The following is a 25,547-nucleotide window of genomic DNA, read 5'->3' as shown; positions in this document are numbered from 1 at the left end:
GGTAAAGCGGAAGGAAAAAAGCAGATCGATGACCTTGTGAATCTGTTCTAAATAGAACGAGACGGCAAAATATCCATCTTCCACCCTATCAATAACGCCCCTGTTATGCGGGGTATCATTACATTTTAGAGCACCGATAAAACTGCCATTGCCAAAGACTTAGCAAAAGATTCTATTAATGAAGGATATCTCACTTTTAGGTTTACGACTGAGTTTACCAGTTCGGGCCAAACTATCGTATTAACTGGGCGCATACAGCGGCATTAAACTATAAGTAATACCGCACGTATAATGAAGACGAAAGTTTTTATTTTTGGTGCCGGTATGAGATACTTTTTCCTTTTAATGATTGCCGCTATGATGTTTCATGAACAAGCTTACAGCCAGGTTGAGGTTACACCCTGGGGTAATCTTACCGGCATACGTAAGCAAGGCCATTTACTGGGCTTTGAAACCAGCTTACAATTTATTAAAAGCGATGGTGCACAAATTCTTACCACTGCCCGCGAAAGGCAACGTCCCATATACAAGCGTAGCAGTAATCAGCAAATTGTAACTACCAATTTAGATAGCCTGTATTTTGAGGAAACAGTAACAGATTTAGGAAGTACAAAAGCACAAGTTGGCGTACAACTTACCGCACATGCCGATACCAGCCTTATCGGTGCTTTTTTTATAGTCAGGCTGCCTGTTGCCCCCATTAATCAAAGTACTTTAAAGTTGAACGATGCCGATAAGCCGGTTAATATAGCAGCACTCAGCAGTGCAGCTATTAAAGGTTTATCCGGTGTTAAATCCAACGGCTTCTTCTACAAATCGGCGGGTATAGAATTAAACGTTAAGGCATCAGAAGCCGATTCCGTTTTTATACGCAGGGATGAGCAGAGCAGCGCCATTCTGGTGTACTTTACCCTACGTGCAAATCAGTTAAAAAAGGGTGAGGTGGTCCAAAAATCTTACCAGTTGGAAGCCAAAGGCCCTATTGATAAAACACCGGTCACACTTGCCTTAAATGCTGCAGTGCAGGGTCGTAAATTTGAGGGTCTTGGCGGCAATTTCAGATTGCAAAACCCAACAACCGATCCGCAAGTGATTTCCTATAGCCTGGACAATTTGCGGCTGGCCTGGAGCCGGGTAGAAATGCCCTGGCGCTATTGGCAACCCGAAAAAGATATAAACCCGGCAGACCCCGCCCGCGCAAATCAGCTGCCCAGCCAGGTTACACAGGCAATGGAGATGGCGCAACGCTTGCACAAAAAAGGTATCCCGGTCATCCTTTCGGCATGGTCGGCGCCAGACTGGGCCATTGTAGGCAAACCGAACTTGAACCCGGTAAACAATGTATGGGGTAATCCGCTGAACAAGGATTTGATGACCGACATTTACCGCTCACTAGCGCGTTACATCAGTTACTTGAAAGATAATTACGGTGTTGAAGCAGCTTATTTCTCTTTTAATGAATCTGATCTGGGTATCAATATCCGCATGACTGCACAGGAGCATGCCGACTTTATTAAAGGCTTTGGCTCGTATATGGCTACCAAAGGTTTAAAGACCAAGCTTTTGCTAGGCGATAACTCCGATGCTAACAGCTGGTCGTTCATTAACACAGCTATGGCCGATGCGGCTGCCCGCCCATACATCGGCGCTATATCATTTCACTCCTGGCGTGGTTGGGAAACCGCAACACTGCAAAAATGGGCGGATGCGGCTACCCGGCTAAATGTGCCACTTTTAGTTGGTGAAGGCAGTATTGATGCAGCCGCCTGGCAATATCCGGGCATTTTTCTGGAACCTGCTTACGCCCTTGAAGAAATTAACCTTTACACGCGCTTATTAGCCATTTGCCAGCCAGCGTCTATTTTACAATGGCAGTTAACCGCCGACTACGCTCCACTTGCAGGCGGCGGCATTTTTGGCGATAATGGCCCCTTACGCGAAACCCAACGTTTCTGGAACCTCAGACAGTTGGCTAATACACCTAAGGACCTTTTTGCACTGCCTATAAAAAGCAGCTATGCTGATGTATCTTGCGCCGCTTTGGGCGATAACAGCAAAGGCATTTACTCCATTCATGTGGTGAATAACGGTGCCGAACGCATGGCTACTGTAACCGGCTTACCTGCCAAATTAAACAAAGTGCAGATTTACGTAACCAATGAGAAAGATGCCCTTAAGGCCTTAGGCAGTAAAAAGGTGAGCAATGGCCAGCTGCAGGTTAAGCTACCAGCCAGAAGCTTTGTGACAGTAACCAGTGAGTAAGCCCTCCCTATTGATAAGATTTAACCATTGCTATGATTTGCAACAATAAAAATCTTTGTAACTGCCTGGCTTGTCATTTTCAAAAGGTTTCTCACATACGCCCGAAATCATGTATTTAACTATGCCCTTATTTAAGGGGCCGGTACTTTGTGGAAGGCTTTGCAATTCACTTTTTACCTATCGCATATCTAATTCCCGCCAGCACGTGCTGTAAAAAAAGGGGATCGGTATACGATTCGTCAGTATGCCCCAAGGCTGTAGTAAATACCCTGCCGCCCTCAAATTCCTGATACCAACTCATAGGGTGACCAACGCCATTTTTACCGCCGGTGTAACTGCTTTCATCCAGCGTTAGCACCACATGCAGTTTGTCTGAAATCCACTTGAAATTGTACCACTCATCTGTTTTGGTCCACTTGGCGGGCAAATGTTTGGTGAAGTCGTTAGCCGGCTCTACTACTTGTAAAACGGCCTGTTGCACCTTAGGATGACTGCTAAAATAAGCGCCCGAAAGCTGCCCATACCAGGGCCACTCGTATTCGGTATCGGTAGCGGCATGTATGCCAACAAATCCCTTGCCCGAGCGTATGTACTTTTGAAACTCTAATTGCTGCGCATCGTTCAACACATCGCCCGTTGTATTCAAAAATATAACGGCATCGTATTTTTTAAGGTTGTTGTAGCTAAACCTGGTAGCATCTGTGGTGGTATCTACATTAAATTTATTTTGCTTACCCAGTAACTGCAGCGCCGTTATACCCGGTCCAATAGATTTATGATGAAAGCCTGCCGTTTTACAAAAGATTAATACTTTGGGCTTAGCCCATAAACTACCACTGCAAAATACAAATAGCAGCAGCGCGAGTGTTTTTAGGATAGATGACATAATTAAGTTTTTTGGTTGTAAGCAAAACTATAAATAATGCGCGGCTTATAAAATGCAAAAAACCGGATGTTAAGACATCCGGTTCTGTGAAAATATAAGGTTTGGTTTAGAAGCGATAGGACGCAGTAGCTGAAAGCATGCGTGGCGGTATAGGATTCACACTGTAATTTTCGTGTACCAGGTAATTCAGCTCGTTAGTCAGGTTAGATACTTTAGCCAGTAATGACACCTTTTTAATAGTATACCCGGCCGAGACATCAAACGTGGTATAACCGTTTAAATGCACAGGCACCCCGCGTGAAGCACCTGTTTTAAGCGTGTTAAAGCCGCTGTTACGTGCGCCGGTATAGTAGCCCGAAAGCCCTAACTTTAACCCTTTAATATTGCCGTTTTTGAAGGTGTAAAATACTGTTCCGTTAGCGGTATGTGGTACGCTGCCTACAATACGTTCGCCTTCGGTAATGCCGTTTGGCAGTGTTGAGGTGTAACGAATAAAATTATAGGCATAACCTGCCAGGAAATAAACATTGCTTGATAATTTACCTGTGATATCGAGCTCCACGCCATCACTGGATGTTTTGCCGCTAAATTCCTTAACGTTGGTATCTGAATTTGGTGTGATACCATCTGCCTGGAACTGCGCTGTTTGAGCAAAGCGGTTGTTGATGATGCGGTATGCAGTAACGTTTACCGAAAGCCGGCCGTTTAACAGGTCGTTTTTAACACCAACCTCATATTGATCGAGAATGGATGGGCCAAGCGGTGCTCCAGAAACATCTACGCCAGAGTTGGATGTAAAGTTGTTTGCGTAACTTGCATAAACAGATGTAGTGGTTAATGGCTGGTAAATTAAGCCCACTTTAGGCGAAAATGCTTTATCAACTTTTGCTTTGCCAATGCCGTTATTAGCCAGTGTGGTAGCCTGCGTATCCTCATTATATGTATTGGCCCTTGGCTGTTTTTGCCAGGTATACCTAATACCAGCTAATAACTTAAATTTATCAGTCAATCCAATTAAGTCTTGTACAAAGGCCCCCATTCTATACACCGGTGTAACTGTATTTTGGTAAATACGGGTATAAGGCTTGTCGAGCGTGGTTTGATAAGTGGCCGGATTTAGGATATTGAAGTTGGCATAACTAAACGCTGTAGGCGAATTAACTGCGTCGCCATATTTAAAACCATACGATGTGGTTCGGGATTGATCGGCATCCGCACCAAATAACAAGTTATGCTTAATAGATCCGGTTTTTGCACTACCGGTTAAGTTAATCTGTTGGTTATAAGTATATTCTTGCGACTGAGAACGAGTTAACGCACGCGGCGACACGCCATTTGCTGTTGCAGCCTGCGGCCGCTCGGCGCCAAAGTAATTGCGGAAGTAAGACTGGTAGGCACCAATAACATTAATCTTCCACACATCGTTGAAACGGTGGGTTAAATTAGCTTGAGTTGTACCGGTTTTGGTATGATTGTATGCCCAGGTTGTGTTAATGAAAGCACTTCGGCCGATATTGGGGATTTGACCGGCAACCGTACCAATACCAAAATCAGGGGTGTAATTGCTTTTCAGGTAATCGCCTTGTAAAAGCAGTTCCGTCTTTTTACCTACATTGAATAATAGGGATGGATTTATGTAAAAACGGTCGGTACTTACACCGTCGCGAAAGCTGTTGGCATTTTCCTTAGTGGTGATGAAACGAAAAGCAATGCTTTTATTAATAGGGCCGTATACATCTAAGATAGGCTTGTAAAAACCATAGCTGCCCGAGCGCATGCTGGCTTCGCCTCCCCAGTTAAATTTGGGCTTTTTGGTTACCAGGTTAACTACTGCTCCGCCGGTAACGCTACCGTATAGCAGGGCCGCACTACCTTTTAAAACCTCTACAGATTCTAACGTACTGGCTTCAAGTGAGCCGCCCAGTGAAGTACGGGCACCGTTCTTAAACACATTGTTAGCCCCTAAGTTATATCCCCGGGCGTTAAAAGTTTCGTTTGTAGAGCCACGATTTTCGCCTAAGGCAATACCGTTTACGTTTCTTATCACATCAGTAAGGCGATTGATTTGCTGGTCAGTAATAATAGCACTATCGATAATCTGAACGCTTTGGGGTATATCCAAAGACCGCAGGCCTGATTTGCCAACGGTTACAGCCCGGTTTTGGCCGTTAGCGCCCGCTACAACTACTTCAGTTAACTGAGAAGAATTTTCAGAAAGCGCGAAGTTTGCCTGGGTTGTTTGACCGGCGGTTACGGTTACGCTTTTCTCTTGAGTGGCCAAGCCTACAAAAGTTACTTTTAAAGTGTAAGTGCCTGGCTTAACGTGGTTGAGGGTGTAGTTACCATTTTCGTCGCTTATGGCGCCTTTGCTTATACCCTTAAGTCCTACGCTTACGTAAGTGGCAGCGTTGCCATCGCTGGTGGTAACTTTGCCTGTTATTTTGCCGGTTTGGGTTTGGGCAAAAACGCTGCCTGTGCAAATTAAAGTGAGTAAAAACGCAATTGTGAGGGTGTAAAGTTTTTGCATACTTATTTAGACTAATTCTATATGGCTGCAAAATTAGACAAGAAATCCTTTTCCGCAAGAACTATTTAGAATTAGTTTAAATAAGCAAGTTTTACCTGATGCTTGCCAGCCAGTCCTGGGCAGCCTGATTATCCTCAAATCTTTGTATCACAACACTGGTTTCCTTATGTTCAACAGTGTGTTGGGCTGACAGTTTACTAAACAAGCTGGGAGACAGCACCCAGGCCAAATGTTTAAGTCCTGCCTGCTCGGCCGGTGGAAAAAAGTTTTTGATGATCCAATCGCAGGCATCCATCCAGCCGCCTATTACCTGCGAATTGTCATTAATAATGCGGTCGCAGTCATATTTCCTAATGTACGCAAGCATTTTTAAGCAACCATCTTTTACGGAATGAAGATTGTGAAAACCTATCCAATCTACATACAAGTAATGATATTCTTCGTTGTAACTGATGTCGGTATACGACTGCCTATAAACACCAAAGTTTATTACACCTGTGGACTTGTAAGCACCAACATTGGATAATGGGAACCGCATATAAAAGGTGGAGCCATCTCCCGGTACACTTTCAATCCACATATTACCGTTATGGCGGCGGCAAACCTCATTAATCTTAGGCAGGCCCGAGCTCAGGTTTACATGCTTTTTTTGATTGATGCGATGAAATAATTTATGCAGTTGATCCACGTCCATACCAACGCCAAAATCTTCTACCGATAGTACGATGTTTTGCATCACCAACTCAGCCTTTACAATTACCCGGTTAGCCACGGGCGAAAACTTTACCGCATTATCAATCAGGTAACGCAGGGCTTGCTCTATAATTTGCTTATTGCCGTAAAAACTTAGCTGTATATCGCTTATAATAATGAGCTCATGTCGCCTGTAAATGGGTTGCAGTTTATCAACTACATATTGTAAAAAAGCCCTGAAATCAAAAGCCTCAATTACGGTATCAAACGGCTGCAAATAATCTTCGTCATTTATCCAGTTATTTACATCATTTACCACATTATCCAACTCAATGCTGCAATCGTTTATGAGTGCTGCTATGTCCTTAAATTCCCCTGGCTTAATCAAGTCCTCTTTAACAAGCTCTGTTAAGCCCAGTAAACTGGCAACTGGCTTGCGCAGGGCGTGAGAGTTTAAATAAGAAATTTCTTTTAACTGGTCTATTTTTTCAAGCAGGCTTTCCTGGCTGAGCCGCTTATGCGTTATATCTCTGAAATGAACAATGATACCGGTTTCGGCCGGGTAGGCAGTGCAATTGAACCATTTTTGAGTTGGCCAAAAGTAGTCCGTAAAATCAACGCTTATCCGGTCCGTCATGGCGCTTTCAAAACTGTGATAAAAGTCGGAGTGTAATATTTCGGGCAATACCTCCCAAATACTCCTATTCAACACAATTTGGCGGTTGTAGCCTATCAACTCCTCAGCGGCTTTGTTCCAATACGCAATGCGCCAGCCAAAATCAATCTGCATAAAACCGATAATCGTGGTTTCGAGAATTTGCAGTAGGCGGCGTTGGGTAAGTTCGAGCCTGCCAACCAGTTCTTTACGCGCGTCTATACTACGGCCATATACAATCCTGGCTTTTACACCTTCATAAGTAATAGGATAAGAAATCACCTCCACATTTAACAGTGTACCATTTTTAGCAACATGCCTGAATTCACGGTAATGCGTCTCTTTTTCTCTAATGGCTGGTAATAACTCCTCCAAAAGAGGTATATCTTCTACCGGTCGCAGATCGCGTAGTGTTTTCGTCAAGAATTCTTCATGAGTATAGCCATAGCGGGCAGTGGCTGCTGCATTAACTTCCAGTATGCGTAGCGTGTTCACATCAAAAATCCACATGGGTTGCGGATTGGCGTAAAAAAGCACATCAAACCCGGCTCGTTCTATCATATTACTTAAAATGTATACAAAGGCCTGCTGCTGTAAGGCTTTATTGGTTAGTTCTTAAATGCAAAATAGCATTCCGCTTAATTACCACGAAAAAGAAAAATAATTTGTAATGATTATACGCAAATAACAATCGATTGCATACTTTTACCATCAGCGCATACCAACCTTCAGTTAAGTATGGCAATCCATTAACTAACCATTTATGAGAAAACTTCTGTACCTGCTTTTGTGTACTGTTCTTATTACGGGTGTATCCTCCTACAAACCTGTATCAACAACATTTCAATTTCCGTTTCAGGATCGGGCTTTAACTATTGATCAGCGGGTTAACGACCTGGTTGCGCGGCTTACCCTGGCTGAAAAGGTTGGCCAGATGCTGAATGCCGCACCTGCGGTTGAACGCCTGGGCATACCCGCTTATAACTGGTGGAACGAGAGCTTGCATGGAATAGCACGTACGCCTTTTAAAGTTACTGTTTACCCGCAAGCCATAGGCATGGCGGCAACTTTTGATGTAAACGCCATGCACCAGATGGCCGAGTACACGGCAGACGAAGGCCGAGCCGTATATAACGAAAGCGTAAAAGCTAACCGCCGGGGCATATACCTGGGCCTCACCTACTGGACACCCAATATCAACATTTTCAGAGATCCACGCTGGGGCCGCGGACAGGAAACTTATGGCGAAGACCCGTACCTTACTGCCAACCTAGGCAAGTCATTTGTAACCGGCTTACAGGGCAATGACCCGGTATACCTAAAAGCAGCCGCCTGCGCTAAGCACTACGCCGTACACAGCGGGCCTGAGCCCGTAAGGCACGAGTTTAATACCGATGTAAGCAATTATGATCTATGGGACACCTACCTGCCTGCCTTTCATGACCTTATTGTAGAAAGTAAGGTGGCAGGCGTAATGTGCGCCTATAATGCCTTCAGGGGCGAGCCTTGCTGTGGCAGTGGACTTCTATTAAATGATATTTTGCGCAAGCAATGGAACTTTAACGGTTACCTAACTTCAGATTGTGGCGCAATTGACGATTTTTACCAAAAGCATAAAACACACGCCGACGCCGAGGCTGCGGCGGCTGATGCTGTGTTACATGGCACCGACGTGGAATGCGGTAACGTTACTTACCTATCGCTGGTTAAAGCAGTTGAGCATGGCAAGATAACCGAGCAGCAAATTGATGTTTCTTTAAAAAGGTTATTTACCATTCGTTTTCGCTTAGGTATGTTCGACCCTCCGGGCCAAGATAAGTACGGCAAAATAGGCGCAGAAATGCTGGAAACGCCCGAGCACAAAGCCCATGCTTTAAAAATGGCCCGCCAAAGTATCGTACTGCTAAAAAATCAAAATAATACCTTGCCGCTGAGCAAAAGGCTAAAAAAGGTTGCGGTAATTGGCCCCAATGCGGATAACCCTATTAGCGTGCTGGGCAATTACAATGGTATGCCATCGGCAATCAGTACACCTTACCAGGCTATTAAAGCTAAGTTAGGCAGCAGTGCCGATGTTTATTATGATCAGGCTATTAGCTATACCAGTTTAAGTTATACCCGTAATGTTGATTTAGGCACATTAGGTAATATTGGCGGGCAAAAAGGGTTTAAGGCCGAGTATTGGCAAAACAATACATTAAGCGGTGCTCCGGTAGTAACCCGCCAAGAAACTGCCTTGAATTATATTTGGCGAGACGGCACTTTTGTAGTTGGCTCGGTTAGTCAAAAAAACTTTTCGGCGCGCTGGACCACCGATTTTACCGCCAATAGTAACGATGAGATTACCTTTGAACTAACAGGCAACAAGCCTTACAAGCTAATTATTGATGGCGAAGAACGTACCCTAAGCGGCGAACCTGACGGTTTTGGCCCCAAAACTTATGCGTTAAAGGCCAGTAAAGGCAAAAATTATCATATTGTGATGGAGTACCGCCAAACTGAGGGGCGTGCTACATTTAACTTCAAATCAGGCGTGGCTGTTAAATCTGACCTTAACGCTATTGTACAAAGCGTTAAGGATGCCGACGCTATTGTTTATGTAGGCGGCATATCTCCACAATTAGAAGGGGAAGAAATGCGGGTTAATCAACCTGGTTTTAATGGCGGCGACCGTACCAGCATTGATTTGCCCAAGGTACAAACCGATTTACTAAAAGCACTGCAAACCACCGGCAAACCGGTTGTATTTGTTATGATGACCGGCAGCGCCATTGCCATCCCATGGGAAGCCGAACATATACCGGCTATAATGAATGCCTGGTACGGTGGTCAATCGGCCGGTACCGCTATTGCCGACGTGCTGTTTGGCGATTACAATCCCGCAGGCCGTTTACCGGTTACTTTTTATAAAAGCGATAAAGACCTGCCATCATTCAACAGCTACGCTATGGATAACCGCACGTACAGATATTTTGGCGGTCAGCCTTTGTATGGGTTTGGCTATGGCTTAAGCTACACCACATTTAAGTATGGTAACCTAACTGTGCCTTTACTCAACCGCACCAATAAAAACATACCGGTAAGTGTTAAGGTAACCAATACCGGCAAAATGGGTGGCGAGGAGGTGGTACAACTCTACATTTCGCACCGAGGCTTATCTTACAAAACGCCGGTGCGGGCTTTAAAAGGCTTTAAACGCATTTACTTGAAGGCCGGCGAGAGCAAGGCAGTCACCTTTACCCTTACGCCGAAAGAACTGGCCGTGATAGATGATATAGGCCATGCCGTACAGCAGCCCGGCAAATTATCGGTAAGCGTGGGCGGCGCGCAGCCCAGCGCACAAACCCGGTTAAACTATAAAACCGTAGAACGCATTATCCAAATTCGCGGATAATCTCATTTTAAGTGTGAATAAAAAGGCGACCTGGTGTTTATTCAGGTCGCCTTTTTTACTAAGTATTTAAAAGCCTTATGCCGTATTGCGTAAAAACTCGCGGCGCTGCTTACGGTATTTCATCATCTTTACCACTTTACGTTTCATGGTAGCAGATGGATGATAGATACTATTGGTTACTTCACGGCCCAGGTTGTAACGTACTCTGCTACGGAAACGTACCTGCATGTGTGTTACCACAACATCTTTATCAACCTCTCCTTCCTCTTTAATTTTGCTTAAAAAGCGCAATGAGCTCAAAGCCAGCAGGCCCCCGATGATAAAAAAGTAGTTCCAGCCTTGCAAATTTAACACGGTTATATTTTGTGTTTGTGCCGCCGTACTAAACTGCATGTTCCAGGTGAAAGGGTGCGTAGCAAAAAAATCGGCCATTAAACCGCCCAGCATGGGCGCAATGGTAGAGAAGAAAGCCACAAACATGTTCTTGGTGGAGATGTAAACAATAGACTCATGCTTGGGCGCTAGCTTAAAACCAATGTTGCTTAACGCCAAATTAATACCGGCTGTGGCCACACCGCTAAACACATGAATGGCAATCAGCATTAAAACAGATACCAGTTTTGACTCGGGCATACCTACAAAAGCAAATGCCAGTATGCAGGTGATGTATAAAGGCGCACAAATGCTGATGATGGTTTTATTGCTGAACCAATCCGAATAATTGCCCCATATCTTTAAAGAAAGTATGCCGCTTATTTGCCCTAATATACCCAGCCCAATGATGTACGACAAAGGCAAACCTATAGTTTTGAGCATAAATACCGAAAAGAACGGCGTAGCCAGGTTTAACGCAAATGCCCAGAACGAATTAAAAATGAGCAGGTTTTTGAAGTTCTTGTTCTTAAGTGGCTTGCCAAAAAGTTTCAGCAGGCGGTCATCCATCACTTGTGCCTGTGGCTCGGGCGTTCGCAACAGGAATGCCACACTGGCCAAACCCAATGCGCCACCTAACAGAAAAAGGATATGATAAGTTAGTATTTCCTGTTGCGGATAATGCACCTTAATATAATCTATACCTATAGCTGTGGTAAGGCTCAGCGTAACGTTAAGCACTTGTGCCATACGGCTGCGGCGCGAAAAAAAAGCGCCCAACTGCTGGCCCGGAACCAGGTCCTTGATCCAAGAATTCCAGCTGGCGCCAGCTATATCGCCAAACACGTGCTGAAAAAACAGCATCAGCAACAATACTTGTATACTGGTACCCCTACTAAACACAAAAGGAATAATACCAATAGCCAGTATGGGCAACCGTGCTAAAAAGTTAAACAACGCCGTAATAACACGCCGGTTATTGAAGCGCCGCACCATCCAAATAGAGAACAGCTGAAATACGGTTGTAAAAGTTGGAAGGGCCGCAAACAAGCCCAGTTGAAAGTTGGTAGCACCCATATTAACAGCCATAGCCGTTAAAAAGGTACCACTGGTAAATACTACCATGGCCTCAGAGGTCATACCATCGGCCATTACCATGTTTAAGCCTTTTTTTACCTGGCTATCGGCTAAAAATTCAGAAGGACGTAAGTTCATAAAAAAAGCGCCATATACTCAAAGCGCTTACTTGAGTTTAATCTTTAGTTTTTAAATAAATTAGGGCCGCAAATTTAAAAAATCTGCATGGTAATCATGACAAAATTTTTGCCACATAGTTTAAAACGCTTTCTACGAGATTAATTACGATTGAGATACAGCTATTTGCTTCACAACTAAATTTACTTTTAGCGAAATACAGGTTTATAATTTACGCGCTTGGGGAATTGCTTACCGGGGAGAGTAGAATTTAATAACCACCTTTTGCCGGGTAATAGACATTAATAATAAAAAATGTTAGTGTATTTAACAGTATAAATGAGGTATTTATCTGCCCATGTATTTTTACATTCAATTATTTATGTATTTTTAAAATCGATATTTCACAAAAAATAAAGCCACCTAATAATCAATTTATACTGTTGTGAGCATACCCAGGCTTATTTGTGTATTTGTATTTTTTGCAAGCCTTTTGTGTGCTAACTTATATGTGCTTGGTCAAAGCAACAAGGGCACCGAGTTTTGGACAGCCTACATGGCGCATATCAACGGCACAGCAAGCCGCATGAGCCTTTACATAAGCGCCGATGCTGCTACCGACTTTAAAGTAGAACTGGCCGATGGTACCGTAGTTTTAGCCGAATCCATTGCTGCTAACACAGTTAAAACCGTTGATATCCCCTCATTAGCTTACCTTGGCAATACAGAATACAGTGGTGGCCCGGGCAATAAAAAGGGAATACATATAACCTCTACCCTGCCTGTTGCGGTATATGCGCATATTTACGATCGCAATGTATCGGGCGCAACATTGCTGTTGCCCGTAAATTCCTTAAACAAGGATTACTATTCAATTAACTTTACACAGCGGTCTAACCAAGAACCGGCCTTTTCAACGTTTGCAATCATAGCAACGGAGGACGGTACACGTGTGCAGATAATTCCTTCTGCTAATATTGTAGAAAGGACTGGTAATACCAATGTTACTAAGTATCAGGCCGGGCAGTTGTATGAAATCCTCTTAAATAAAGGCGATGTATATCAGGGCACGTCGCCTAATGACTTAACCGGAACACGCATATTATCTGTAGCTAGCGCAACCGGCGACTGTAAAAAGATAGCGGTTTTCTCCGGCAGCAGCAAAATCAGGATCGGCGAGTCTACTAACGGATCTTCAGACAACCTGTTCCAGCAGGTTTACCCAACTGCTGTTTGGGGCAAAAACTTTATTGCGGCACCATTAAAGGGTCGTGCTTATGATATCGTCAGGGTGATTTACAGTGATCCTACGGCAAACGTTACCATTAATGGCTCGCCGGTTACACCTACCAGCACGGCTGGCTCCATCGCTTATTACCAGTTTAATAATTTAAACCAAGACAATGTCAACGCTGTAAAGGTTATCAAATCCGACAAGCCAATACAAGTGGTGCAGTATGCGGTAACACAAAATAATGGTATAAATGCAGCCGGAGCGCCAATAGCCGTTATAGAAGCAGCAGGCGACCCCGAAATGATCTACTTACCGCCTGTAGAACAGGGATTAAGAAGAATAACGTTATATTCTCCCAGCGCATTTGCTATTACAGCCAACTATATTAATATCATTATTCCAACCGCTGCTAAATCATCTTTCACACTTGATGGAGTTTCGCGCGGAAGTGATTTTACAGATATACCTAACTCTGTTTACTCCTATGCACAAATAGGTGTATCAAGTGGCCAGCACACCATTAATGCTGCCGAAAGTTTTAACGCCATTGCTTACGGTTTTGGTCAGGCCGAATCATACGGTTATGCAGCGGGCACCAATTTGTTAAACTTAAACGAATTTATTACGCTGAATGGCTTGGCAAGCAGCAGCTCGCAACTGCTGGGTTGTACAGGCGTGCCTTATTATTTACAACTCACCGTACCCTACCAACCCACAAAGATACTTTGGAACCCGGCTGATGGTTCGGCACCGGTTACACAAAACAATCCTGCCTTTTTTAAGAATGAGGCACTGCCTGATGGCACCGTTTTGTACACCTATCGCTTTGTTCGCACCGTTACTTACCCTACCGGAAACTTCACCGCGTCGGCAACTGTAACGCTCCCGTTAGTTACCAGTACCGATTGCGGTTCCGAAAAAATTGTCGACTTTAATTTCAACATTGCCAACTACCCGGTGGCCAACTTTACACCGCCTGTAAATAACTGCGCAGGCAGCACGCTACAGTTTACCGATGAGTCTGACGCCGCAGGAAGCATTATCACAAGCTGGCAATGGGATTTTGGCGACGGCTTTGCTACCACTGGTAATCCAAACACATCTATTTTACCAAGTCCTCAACATACCTATACCCGCGGTGGTGATTATACTGTAAAACTTACTGTTGTTAACGAGAATGGGTGCGAATCGCCAACTATAACCAAAGTTGTGCATGTCAATAAAAACCCAACCGTGGCATTCCAATTTACCTCGCCCGACTGCCAGGGCAAGGAAGTAACCTTTACGGACCTTTCCGCCGCTAATGAAGGCAACATTACCGAATGGAAGTGGACTTTTGACGATGGTACAACCGAAATAAAAACAACGGCGGCACCCTTTACACATACATTTACCGACCTACGCGACTACAACATAAGCCTGCAAATTACTACAGACAAAGGCTGTACAAATACGTTAACCAAGGTGGTGAGCGTGCACGCGCTACCCTTAGTTAGCTTTAACCTGCCCGATGCCTGTATACAAAATGCAGCTACCTTTACCAGCACCAGTACCATATCAGACGGTACAGAGGCCGGTTTTACTTACCAGTGGGATTTTGGCGATCCGAATGCCACAGCGGCAAATCCCAATGTTGTGTCTGGCAAGCAGGTAAGCCACCGTTACACGCAGGTACGGGGCATTGACAATCCGTATAAGGTTAAATTAAAAGTGACCTCCCTATACGGCTGCGTAACCGAACTTACACAAGATTTTGTGGTGAACGGTTCACAGCCCAAGGCTGTTATTAAATTCCCTGCGCAGATTTGCAGCACCGATAATCTGGTTATTGAAAGTGAATCATATGTGGCCGATGTTGGCAATATCACCAAATACATAGTCTATTACGATTACGACGGCGACAGAACTAACATGGAGATATATGACAAAGACCATTTGCCTATACCTGCCGATAAAAAGTTTCTGCATCAGTACCCCATGTTTAATACGCCTGCAACTAAAACCTATCGCATTTATGTAGAAGTTTATTCGGGCGGTGACGATTGCAGGGATGTTTATACCAACACAGTAACGGTAAATGCCAATCCTCTTATTACCCTTACCCATGCGGCCGATATATGCCAGGAAAGTTTGCCAACGCAGTTTGGCGAGAACAAAACCATATACACCGGCACAGGCGTATTTACAGGCCCGGGTGTATCGCCTGCCGGTGAGTTTAACCCTAAAGCAGCCGGACCAGGCACCCACGAAATAACTTACACTTTTACTACCGATGGTACATCATGTACCTATCAGGAAAAATTCAGTATTGTAGTTTACCCTACGCCAGTTATTACCGGCAAACGCGATATAACCGTTAACTTAGGCGAGCAGGTTGCTATAGATCCGCTGGTGGTGTCACTCAACCGGTCGCCGCTTACCTATGTATGGACACCCAGATTGGGATTAAATCAAAATAATGTTATGAGCCCGATTGCCAGTCCGGCAGCCGATACCAAATACCTGCTTACTGTTACATCGGGCAATGGCTGCGTTGCTTATGCTTATTTTAATATTAATGTTATTGCATCGCCTGTTATTTTTAACACCTTCACACCCAATGGCGACGGAAACAACGACTTTTGGAAAATTCCAAATATGGAAGCTTATCCAAAAGCTACCGTGGAGGTATTTAACCGGAACGGCTCGAAAGTATTTAACTCTATAGGCTACCCGGTGCCGTGGGATGGACGCTACAATGGTTCGGATTTACCTGCAGCCACTTACTATTATATCATCAATTTAAAAAATGGCAAGCCTGTGCTATCAGGTCCTGTGACTATTATACGGTAATGGCAACAAGAAAAATCTTTACTGGTATTGTAATACTACTGGCATGTTGCTTCAAACTTTCGGCTCAGCAAAAGCCGCAGTATACACAATACATTTTTAACACCTATTTGCTTAATCCGGCTGTAGCAGGCATTGAGAACTACACCGATTTTAAAGCAGGCTACCGCAGCCAGTGGACCGGTCTTGAGGGCGCTCCTACTACGAGCTATATTTCGGTTAACGCGCCGCTGGGCCGGAATTTTATAGATGGCGATCCAACCAGCATGGCTGATAACAGCCTTAACCCGCTAAGCCGCCAATATACCCGAGAATATCTTTCGGCCGAGCCGCACCACGGCATAGGCGGCATGATCATATCTGACAGGACCGGCCCCATCACACAAACTACCATAAGTGGTACTTACGCTTTCCATTTAGGCTTAACCAGTCAACTTAACATGTCAGTAGGTGTTATGGCTGGTATTAACCGGATCAGCTTAGATGTAAGCCAGATAGTGCTCGAAAATGCTAACGATCCTGCCATAGCCAACGGCAATACTAGCCAGTTCAAACCTGATTTGGGTGTAGGTGTATGGGCATACTCATCCAACTATTACGTGGGCGCTTCTGTACAGCAGCTTATTAAACAAACCCTTACTTTTGGTAACAAGTCGGTTTATAACCAAAGTAAAACGGTACCGCATTATTTTATAACAGGCGGGTTTAAGATATTTTTGGATGAAGATATTACGCTGTTACCTTCTGCATTGCTTAAACTGGTTGATCCGGCGCCCGCCAGTTATGATTTGAATCTAAAACTGGCCTTCAGTAACAAACTTTGGGTGGGCGGCTCATACCGTCATAATGATTCATACGCCGCCATGGCGGGTATTAACATCAGTACGGTAATTAATTTAGGTTACTCGTACGATTTCACCAACTCAAATCTGCGCACCGTAAGTAACGGCACGCATGAAATTGTGGTGGCGCTACTGCTCAACAACCGCTACAAGGTAAGCAGCCCGAGACGCACCTGGTAGGCGAAAGAGTCAGGAACGAAAGACTGATTCACCAAGTTTTTTATATGACCCGTCATCTCGCGCTACAGTGAGAGATCTTTCAGGTTGATTAGTTAATTGATCTGAAAAAATCCCTGTTAGCACCCGAGAGATGACAGGAGACTATTAATGTTAATGCTTTTGGCTGCTGATACCAGATGGTATTGAGGATGCTACCTTTTCACTTCAAAAATATCACCCTTATTCCATACCGGGCGTACAGCGTTGTTGGCTACCAGGTAACCTATTAAAAAATTGAGGCGTGCATACTTGGCACCGGCATCAAAATCGAACATGCCATTTATATCGTCTTGCGGTTTGTGGTAATATTTTGCCCGCCATTTGCCTACCAGCTCGTTCAGGTTATTTTTACCGTCGGGCGTACGGCTGCCATACTTAATGTGCAAAGCCGGTATGCCTTGCTTTACAAAGCTATATTGGTCGCTACGCACAAAACGATTTTCTTTAGGTTCAGGATCAGGCTCCACAGTAAGATCCAGATAGGCTGCCGCCTCATCAACTACCTTAGATAGTGAAGAATGCTCCGCCCCTAACGCCGTAACTGAAAGCAACGGCGCTATGATAGTTGGCATGTCGGTATTTACATCAGCCACAATACTTTTAACAGGCACTGTTGGATGCAAAGCAAAGTAACCCGATCCTAATTCGCCCAGTTCTTCGCCGGTAACCAGTACAAATAATACCGACCGCTCAGGCTTAACCTTAACGTGCGAATAGATATTAGCAATCTGCAGTAAGCTGGATACGCCCGAGGCATTATCATGAGCACCGTTGTACAAGGAGTCGCCCTCAACCGGGCGGCCAATACCCAAATGGTCAAGGTGAGCACTATGTACTACGTACTCATTTTTCAGCCTGGCATCGGTGCCGGTTACTTTGCCCACCACGTTAAAGCTGTTTACATCCTGCCAGGTGCTTTGGTATGCGCCTTGTATCGTAAAGCCTAAATCGGCCGACTGCGGTTTACCATTCTTCAAACCAGCAACAACATCAGCCATATTTTTGCCGGCTGCTTCCAGTAATTGTTTGGAAGTACCTAAACTCAATGTGGCCACCATCTTAATCTGAGTAGAATAAAAGCTTCCTGATACGGCCACTTTGCCTTTATCATCCAACACGCTGTAGGTTGGGCGGTTAATGTTAGAGATCATGCGCCGGCTGGTATCTGCTGTGGCAAAAATTACAGCGATGGCACCATGCGCAGCAGCATTCTTTTGTATAGTAACCTGGTCCATACTGTGTGATGCTTCTGATGACGGAAAAGCTTCTGGCGCACCACGAATAATAAGCACGGCCTTGCCCTTAACATTAATGCCGGCATAATCATCGTACTGCTGACCGGCGTTGGTAATGCCATAACCGGCAAATACAAGCAGGGCATTCACCGTTCCACTTTTTTCAGCCGGGCTAGGTGAGACTATTATATCCTTACCGTAAGTAAGGGCCATTTGGGCAGTTCCTTTTGCCAGCCCAACCTGCGCTCCCGCAACAATTAACGTTTTGCGCAAAATTACCTGCTGCAGCCAGCTGCCATTGTCGCCGGCAGGCTGTACGCCGTAAGCTTTCAAGCGTTCTACCACATAGTCGGCAGCCATCTTATACCCTTCAGTACCCGGCTGCCGCCCTTTTAGTTTATCATCGGCCAAATAGGTTATATCAGCTTTAAGCTGGCTTGCGTTTGCTTGTTGCATGGCTTGCGCTACTGTAGCATCTAACTTAGCTTTTTGTGCATAGGCGCAGTTGAGTACAGTTGCACTGGCAAGACTCAAGCCGAGTATGTATTTACTTAAATTCATATAGATATCAAAACCTTAAAAGTAGCCTTTTAGAACAACAATCCCTTCTGGAGCTTTACAGGCAATAAAATTTTTACTTCGGCTAAATAAAATAGTTGACACATCAACTATTTTATTTAGTTTTGCGGTGTGGAAAAATGCAACATCAATAAAGATCTTCTTCTCTTTAAAATATTCAACATACATAAGATTATTTGTAACAAGGCCAATAAATCTTTCTCTAACGAAGGGATGAACTTACAGGTTGAACAAATACCGGTACTGATGGTGATATATTATAATGGCCCCCAATCGCAACAGGAAATTGCGCATGAATTAGTTCGCGACAAGTCGTCAATTCTTAGAACTGTAAGCTTTTTGGAAACGGCAGGTTATGTTTTAGCAGAACCTGATGCGCACGATAAACGTAAAAAGTTTATCAATTTAACCCCAAAGGGTTTACAACTGGCTAAAAAAATTGCAGGCGATATGGGAAAAATGGACGGCAAAATGTTTTCGAACCTATCAATAGCCGAGAAGTTGATTTTAACTGAATTGCTTGATAAATGCGCAGACCATATTAATAACATAGAAACTAGAGTTTTTAATTAGTAGTTGATATATCAACATAGCAGCACCCTATTACCTAAACCCTATCACATAAAAGCATCACAATTTTACAGCACATGAAAAAAAAGTTCTTTCTAGCCGCATTGCTTAGCGTGTTCCTGGCCAGGAGCATGGCTCAGCTAGCACCACCTACAGGCCAAACCTTTAACTTTACCTTACAGGATTGTATTAACTATGCTTATGAGCATCAGGACACTGTTATTAACGCACGCCTGGACATTAAAAGCACCGATTACCGGATAAAAGAAATAATTGGCGGCGGTTTACCACAACTTAATGGTGGCGCCCAGTTTCAGGACTATTTAAAAATTCCTACCACGTTGATTCCCGGAGACTTTGTAGGAGCACCAGGCACATTTATACCTGTAAAATTTGGCGTTAAATACCAGTCGAGCCTGTATGCAGATATAAATCAGCTTATTTTTGATGGCAGTTACGTGGTTGGCTTACAGGCACGTAATACTTATAGAGAATTATCGCAACGCAATTACACCCGCAGCAAAATAGATGCAAATGTGAACGTTACTAAGGCCTACTATCAGGTTTTAGTAAGCGACGAACAAATTAAGCTATTGGATGCCAATCTTGCCCAACTTAAACAACAGCTCGATCAAACTACAGCTCAAAACAAACAAGGATTTGTGGAAAAAATTGATGTTGACCGCTTGGCTTATCAATTTAACGCGCTACAAACCCAGCGCGAAAACATTGTTCGCTTGCTGGCCTTAAATTATCAGTTGCTTAAGTTTCAGATGGGTATGCCGATAGATGATAATTTAACACTGAAAGACAAATTAGTAGATGTAAAAATTGATGAAAATCTGGCTGGCCTTAATACCGACACTACATTTTACAAAAATCGCGTAGAATACAACCTGTTCGAAACACAGGTTAAACTAAACGGCTATGATGTAAAGCGCCGTAAAGCGGCATTTTTGCCTTCGCTATCTGCATTTGGCAACTTCACTTCATCCTACCAAAACAATTCGTTTGGCAGCCTGTACAGCAATAATTTTCCGGCCATGTACGTTGGTTTACGTTTAAATGTGCCTATTTTCAATGGCTTTCAGCGCACTAACCAATTAAGGCAAACAGAAATAACGCTGCAGCAATCTCAAAACAATTTATACCGTTTAAAAGACGCGTTAAATCTGCAAGCCAGCCGTGCTCGTATTGTATTCTTTAACGGTTTACAAACTTTAAACAGCCAGCGCCGTAACCAGGAACTGGCCCGCGAAGTACTACGTGTTACCAAAATTAAATACCAGCAGGGCGTAGGCTCAAGCATTGAGGTTACACAGGCGCAAACAGCACTTGAGGATGCCGACAACAGATATATACAGGGTTTATATGACGCCCTGGTAAGCAAAGTAGAACTTGACAAAGCATACGGAAGAATTCAATAAACTAAACCTTATATAACCCGACATGAAAAAATTATTATATATACCCCTTTTAGTGCTGGCTGCATGCAGCAACAAACCTAAAGACAAAGCAGCTGAACTTGCCGACCTTAAAAAGCAGCAGGCCGATATTAACTCAAAAATTACTGCGCTTGAAGCGCAGGTAGGCAGTAAGCAGGATGAAAAAGTAACAGAAGTTTCTGTTGTAACCTTACAGCCAGGCAGCTTTACCAACTATGTACAAATACAAGGTAAGGTAGATGCGCAGGATAACGTAACCGCGTATCCACAGGTACCCGGCACAATCATCGCTTTAAACGCAAAGGTTGGCCAACGGGTAGGCCGCGGTCAGGTATTGGCACAGTTAGATAACAGCGTTATAAGGCAGCAAATTGCCCAGGTAGAAGCGCAGGTTGCATTAAACCGTACTTTATACCAACGTCAAAAAGCCTTATGGGATCAAAAAATAGGCACCGAGGTTCAGTTCTTGCAAGCGCAAGCTACCCTAACAGCCAATGAAAAAGCATTGTCTGCTTTACGTCAGCAGGCTAATCAATCCCGTATTATATCGCCCATCAGTGGTACTATTGATCAAATGGATTTAAAACTGGGCCAGGTGGCTCAGCCCGGTACAACCGGCATCCGTATTGTGAACGACCAGAACTTAAAGGTGAAAGCCGATGTTCCGGAGTCGTACTCGGGCAGCGTAAATACAGGTAACAATGTTAAAGTTTTGGTACCCGATGCTAACGACTCTTTAACCACCAGGGTAACATTTGCAGCCAAAGCTATCGACCCGGTTTCGCGTAGTTTTGCGGTAGAAGTAAAACTACCTTCGCGCCCCGGTATTCGCCCTAACATGACCGCTATATTGAAGATTGCCGATTACGCTAAATCTGCGGCTATTGTTGTACCGGTAAAAGCTATTCAACGCTCAGAAGAAGGTGATTACGTATTCATTAATAACGCAGGCACCGCTAAAAGGGTGGTTGTTAAATCGGGCAAAACCTATGGTGGCCAAACCGAAATCACCTCAGGCCTTAAAGCCGGCGACCAGCTCATTACCGAAGGTGTTACCGACATTGAAGACGGTGATAAAATTAAAGTTACCCAATAGGTTGCTATTTATTTACACATCCTGATCTGTATAATATGAAAGATGTAAGAAAAGAATTTGGCCCCTCCAGTTGGGCCATAGATAATAAAACGGCAGTTTACGTGCTCATGTTTCTCATTACCGTGCTGGGACTGATAAGCTACAATAACCTGCCTAAAGAAAACTTTCCGGATATTGCGGTACCTAAAATATTTGTAACCACACAGTTCATTGGCCAATCGCCACAAAACGTGGAAAACCTGGTTACCCGGCAAATAGAAAAAAAGCTAAAATCGCTTAAAGGGCTAAAAAAAGTAACGTCTAACTCCCTGCAAAACGTATCGGTTATTACGGCTGAGTTTAACCCTAATATTAAGGTTAAGGATGCCAAGATAGATGTACAGGATGCGGTAGACAAGGCAAAAGACGACCTGCCCAAAAACGATAACAACTTTAAAGAGCCTACGGTATCAGACATCAACGTGGCCGATTTGCCTATCCTTTACGTTAACCTTTCGGGCGATTATGACTTGAAGAAGTTAAAGGAATACGCCGACATACTGAAAGATGAAATTGAAGGATTTAAAGAGATTTCTAAAGTAGACGAAATTGGCGCTCTAACCCCTGAAATTCAGATCAACGTAGATTTGAACAAGATGACGGCCGCACAAATTACTTTTGATGACATCATTAGAAATGTTGGCGCCGAAAACATCTTATCATCTGTCGGTACCATCAAAACCGACGGCGTAAGGCGCAGTATTGACCTGAGACAGGATTTTAAAAATGCAGATGAAGTTGCCGCAATGGTAATTCGCAACCCTAAAGGCCAGGCTGTATATTTACGGGACATAGCGGAGGTTAAAGATTCGTTTCTGGAACAGGAAAGCTACGCACGTTTAAAAACGCCCGCCAATCCAAGCTTCAAAAACGTTATAACATTAAACGTGAGTAAACGTTCGGGCGAAAACCTTATTGAGGCGTCTGACAGGATCAACGCGCTGATTAAAGAAAAACAGGAAACCGTTTTTCCGAAAGGTCTGAATGTGACTGTAACCGGCGATCAGTCTGACAAGACACGTACTACCCTTAATGATTTGATTAACACCATAGTTATTGGTTTCATCCTGGTAACGGTTATTTTGATGTTTTTCATGGGAACAACGAACGCTATATTCGTAGCCCTGTCGGTCCCTTTATCCTGCTTCATCGCTTTCCTCATATTGCCTTGGCTCGGATATACATTGAACATGATTGTACTGTTCTCTTTCCTGCTGGCTCTGGGTATTGTAGTAGATGATGCCATTGTAGTTATAGAAAATACGCACCGTATCTTCGACAACGGCAAAGTGCCAATTAAAGAAGCCGCAAAAACGGCAGCTGGTGAGGTGTTCCTTCCTGTATTTTCGGGTACCATGACGACCTTAGCGCCCTTTGTGCCTCTAATGTTCTGGAACAGTATAATTGGTGAGTTTATGAAATTCTTGCCGGTTACATTGATTATTACGCTTTTAGCGTCGTTAGTGGTAGCCTATATTATGAACCCAGTTTTTGCGGTAGATTTTATGAAGCCGCACCATGAAGGTGAACATGAGAATCCGAAGTTTGATAGAAGCACCCGCAAAACAGTATTGATCATGGGTGGTGTAGCAATATTCTTTTATCTCCTTACTGCATTACCTGTTGATAGTCGTTTTCACATATCCTTATTACTACCTAATTTAACGGTACTGTTTATTGTTTTATATCTTATTAACCACTTCTTTTTACTTAAAGTAATTGACAGATTCCAGAAAAATAGCTGGCCTAAATTTCAAAACTGGTATGCCAAATGGCTGGAGCGTGCCGTTAGGCGTCCGGTAACCATATTGGTGGGTACTTTTGTATTATTTGTACTGGCTTTGGTTATTAACAGTATACTAGGTAAAACACCAGAGTTTTTCCCTTCGGGCGACCCTAACTTTGCATACGTATACATTACCATGCCTATCGGGACCGACCAAGCCACTACCGATGCCGTTACCAAAAAAGTAGAGCAGCGTGTAGCCCAGGTGGTTGAGCCCGATAAAGAAGTGGTTTCTTCTATCATCTCCAACGTAACCAAAAGCGTTACCGACCCGCAGGATGAAGATCAGGGCGATTACCAGAATAAAGGTAAGGTTACCGTGGCCTTTGTTGAGTTTGGCGAACGTAATGGAGCCGACACCAAAGCTATTTTAGCCAAAATTCGTAACTCCGTTCAGGGTATCATACCAGGTGTTAAGATCTCTGTAGCTCAAGAAAGCAGTGGCCCGCCGGTACAAAAAGATATCAGTATCGAATTAATTGGCGATAACCTCGACTCACTGGTAAAAACAGGTAATCGCTTAAAAACTTACCTGGCTAAACAGAACATTGCCGGTATAGAAAACCTTACCCCCGATGTGGAAAGCGATAAACCGGTCATCGTTTTTGATGTTGACCGCGAAAGGGCTAACCGTGAGGGCATAAGCTCGGGCCAGATCACCCAAAACCTGGCTGCCGCCATATTAGGTTTAAAGGCTGCCGATTTCAGGAACACGAAGGAAGACGATTACCAGATTAAGGTAAGGGCATTGCCTGAGCAGCGTAGCAATATTGACGAGTTGCGCAACCTTAAAATAACCTACCGTGATTTGGCTACCGGCGGTGCTATACGCCAGGTGCCTATCTCTGCCTTTACCGATATACGTTACACCAATACTTACAGTAACATTAAGCGTAAACAGCAGCGCAGGGTATTAACGCTGGGTTCTAACGTTATCAAACCATACAACGCTAACGATGTTAACGCTAGCATTTTGCAAGCCATAAAAAGCTTCAAAAAGCCTGATAATATTATCATCCGTCAGGGTGGCGGCCAGGAAGACCAGATGGAAGCTATGAACTTCCTGTTGGGTGCGTTGGCAACGTCGTTTGGTTTAATTTTGGTTATCTTAATGATACAGTTTAACTCTATAGGTAAAACTTTAATCATCATCAGCGAGATCTTCTTCAGTATCATTGGGGTATTGCTGGGTATAAGTATATTCGGTATGACCATGTCCATTGTAATGACCGGTATAGGTATCATTGCCCTTGCAGGTGTAGTAGTACGAAATGGTATATTACTGGTAGAGTTTACCGATATGCTGATTGAGCAAGGCACCAGCGTACACGATGCCGTAGTTGAAGCTGGCCACACCCGTATGACGCCGGTACTGTTAACTGCTACAGCTGCCATATTAGGTTTAATACCGTTGGCGGTAGGTTTTAATATCGACTTTGTAGGCTTGTTTACACACTTCAACCCGCACATCCACTTCGGTGGTGATAACGTGGCGTTTTGGGGCCCGCTGGCCTGGACAATGATATTTGGTTTAGGCTTCGCCACCATCATCACATTGATCCTGGTACCATGTATGTACCTTATCCGCATTAAGCTGAAAGAAAGATTCTTTGGCAAAAAAGAAATCACTCACGAAGCAAAACCTCAATTAGACGCTGTTCATTAACTGACCGTCTGATCATGAAACGGA

At 44.0% G+C, this 25,547-nt stretch carries 13 protein-coding genes; 8 read left to right on the top strand and 5 right to left on the bottom strand.

Annotation, left to right across the window (positions count from 1 at the left end):
• Positions 1-291: 291 nt before the first annotated feature.
• Complete coding sequence (locus tag ABDD94_RS07930; protein WP_345955400.1) at positions 292-2,262, top strand: hypothetical protein; 1,971 nt, start codon at positions 292-294, stop codon at positions 2,260-2,262.
• A 166-nt stretch (positions 2,263-2,428) separates the two neighbouring features.
• On the opposite strand, the gene ABDD94_RS07925 is transcribed toward ABDD94_RS07930, so the two are convergent.
• The 3 genes from ABDD94_RS07925 to ABDD94_RS07915 form a co-directional block, all read right to left on the bottom strand.
• Entirely contained in the window at positions 2,429-3,148 is a 720-nt protein-coding gene (locus tag ABDD94_RS07925) for a ThuA domain-containing protein (RefSeq protein ID WP_345955399.1), read from the bottom strand.
• Positions 3,149-3,254: 106 nt separating this feature from the next.
• On the bottom strand, positions 3,255-5,675 hold the full coding sequence (locus ABDD94_RS07920; RefSeq protein ID WP_345955398.1) for a TonB-dependent receptor: 2,421 nt from the start codon (positions 5,673-5,675) through the stop codon (positions 3,255-3,257).
• Between the two features lie 91 nt (positions 5,676-5,766).
• Entirely contained in the window at positions 5,767-7,584 is a 1,818-nt protein-coding gene (locus tag ABDD94_RS07915) for a PAS domain-containing sensor histidine kinase (protein WP_345955397.1), read from the bottom strand.
• 202 nt (positions 7,585-7,786) lie between these two features.
• Here ABDD94_RS07915 and ABDD94_RS07910 point away from each other — a divergent pair, with 202 nt between their 5' ends.
• Positions 7,787-10,417 carry a glycoside hydrolase family 3 C-terminal domain-containing protein gene (locus ABDD94_RS07910; RefSeq protein WP_345955396.1) on the top strand — a complete coding sequence of 877 codons (2,631 nt, stop codon included), beginning with the start codon at positions 7,787-7,789 and terminating at the stop codon, positions 10,415-10,417.
• A 75-nt stretch (positions 10,418-10,492) separates the two neighbouring features.
• Here ABDD94_RS07910 and ABDD94_RS07905 read toward each other — a convergent pair whose 3' ends face one another.
• On the bottom strand, positions 10,493-12,004 hold the full coding sequence (locus tag ABDD94_RS07905) for an MFS transporter (protein WP_345955395.1): 1,512 nt from the start codon (positions 12,002-12,004) through the stop codon (positions 10,493-10,495).
• 424 nt (positions 12,005-12,428) lie between these two features.
• Here ABDD94_RS07905 and ABDD94_RS07900 point away from each other — a divergent pair, with 424 nt between their 5' ends.
• Positions 12,429-16,049: a PKD domain-containing protein gene (locus ABDD94_RS07900; protein WP_345955394.1), complete on the top strand. Its 3,621-nt coding sequence runs from the start codon at positions 12,429-12,431 to the stop codon at positions 16,047-16,049.
• Positions 16,049-17,068 carry a type IX secretion system membrane protein PorP/SprF gene (locus ABDD94_RS07895; protein WP_345955393.1) on the top strand — a complete coding sequence of 340 codons (1,020 nt, stop codon included), beginning with the start codon at positions 16,049-16,051 and terminating at the stop codon, positions 17,066-17,068. The genes ABDD94_RS07900 and ABDD94_RS07895 overlap by 1 nt, the downstream gene beginning before the upstream one ends.
• Before the next feature lie 191 nt (positions 17,069-17,259).
• Here the strand turns inward: ABDD94_RS07895 and ABDD94_RS07890 are convergent, their stop codons facing one another.
• Entirely contained in the window at positions 17,260-18,903 is a 1,644-nt protein-coding gene (locus ABDD94_RS07890; RefSeq protein WP_345955392.1) for a M28 family peptidase, read from the bottom strand.
• Positions 18,904-19,032: 129 nt separating this feature from the next.
• Between ABDD94_RS07890 and ABDD94_RS07885 the strand changes: the two genes are divergently transcribed.
• From ABDD94_RS07885 to ABDD94_RS07870, 4 genes are all read left to right on the top strand, one after another.
• Positions 19,033-19,494: a MarR family transcriptional regulator gene (locus tag ABDD94_RS07885; protein WP_345955391.1), complete on the top strand. Its 462-nt coding sequence runs from the start codon at positions 19,033-19,035 to the stop codon at positions 19,492-19,494.
• A 74-nt stretch (positions 19,495-19,568) separates the two neighbouring features.
• On the top strand, positions 19,569-20,918 hold the full coding sequence (locus ABDD94_RS07880) for a TolC family protein (RefSeq protein ID WP_345955390.1): 1,350 nt from the start codon (positions 19,569-19,571) through the stop codon (positions 20,916-20,918).
• A gap of 22 nt (positions 20,919-20,940) precedes the next feature.
• Positions 20,941-22,032 (top strand): efflux RND transporter periplasmic adaptor subunit, encoded by a 1,092-nt coding sequence (locus tag ABDD94_RS07875; protein ID WP_345955389.1) that lies wholly within the window; start codon positions 20,941-20,943, stop codon positions 22,030-22,032.
• 35 nt (positions 22,033-22,067) lie between these two features.
• On the top strand, positions 22,068-25,523 hold the full coding sequence (locus tag ABDD94_RS07870) for an efflux RND transporter permease subunit (RefSeq protein WP_345955388.1): 3,456 nt from the start codon (positions 22,068-22,070) through the stop codon (positions 25,521-25,523).
• The last annotated feature ends 24 nt before the right edge of the window (positions 25,524-25,547 follow it).

It is taken from the genome of Mucilaginibacter sp. PAMB04168, from assembly GCF_039634365.2.
Classification (GTDB): Bacteria; Bacteroidota; Bacteroidia; order Sphingobacteriales; family Sphingobacteriaceae; genus Mucilaginibacter.
The sequence above is the reverse complement of the archived record's forward strand: the minus strand, read 5'-3'. Positions and strand labels throughout refer to the sequence as shown.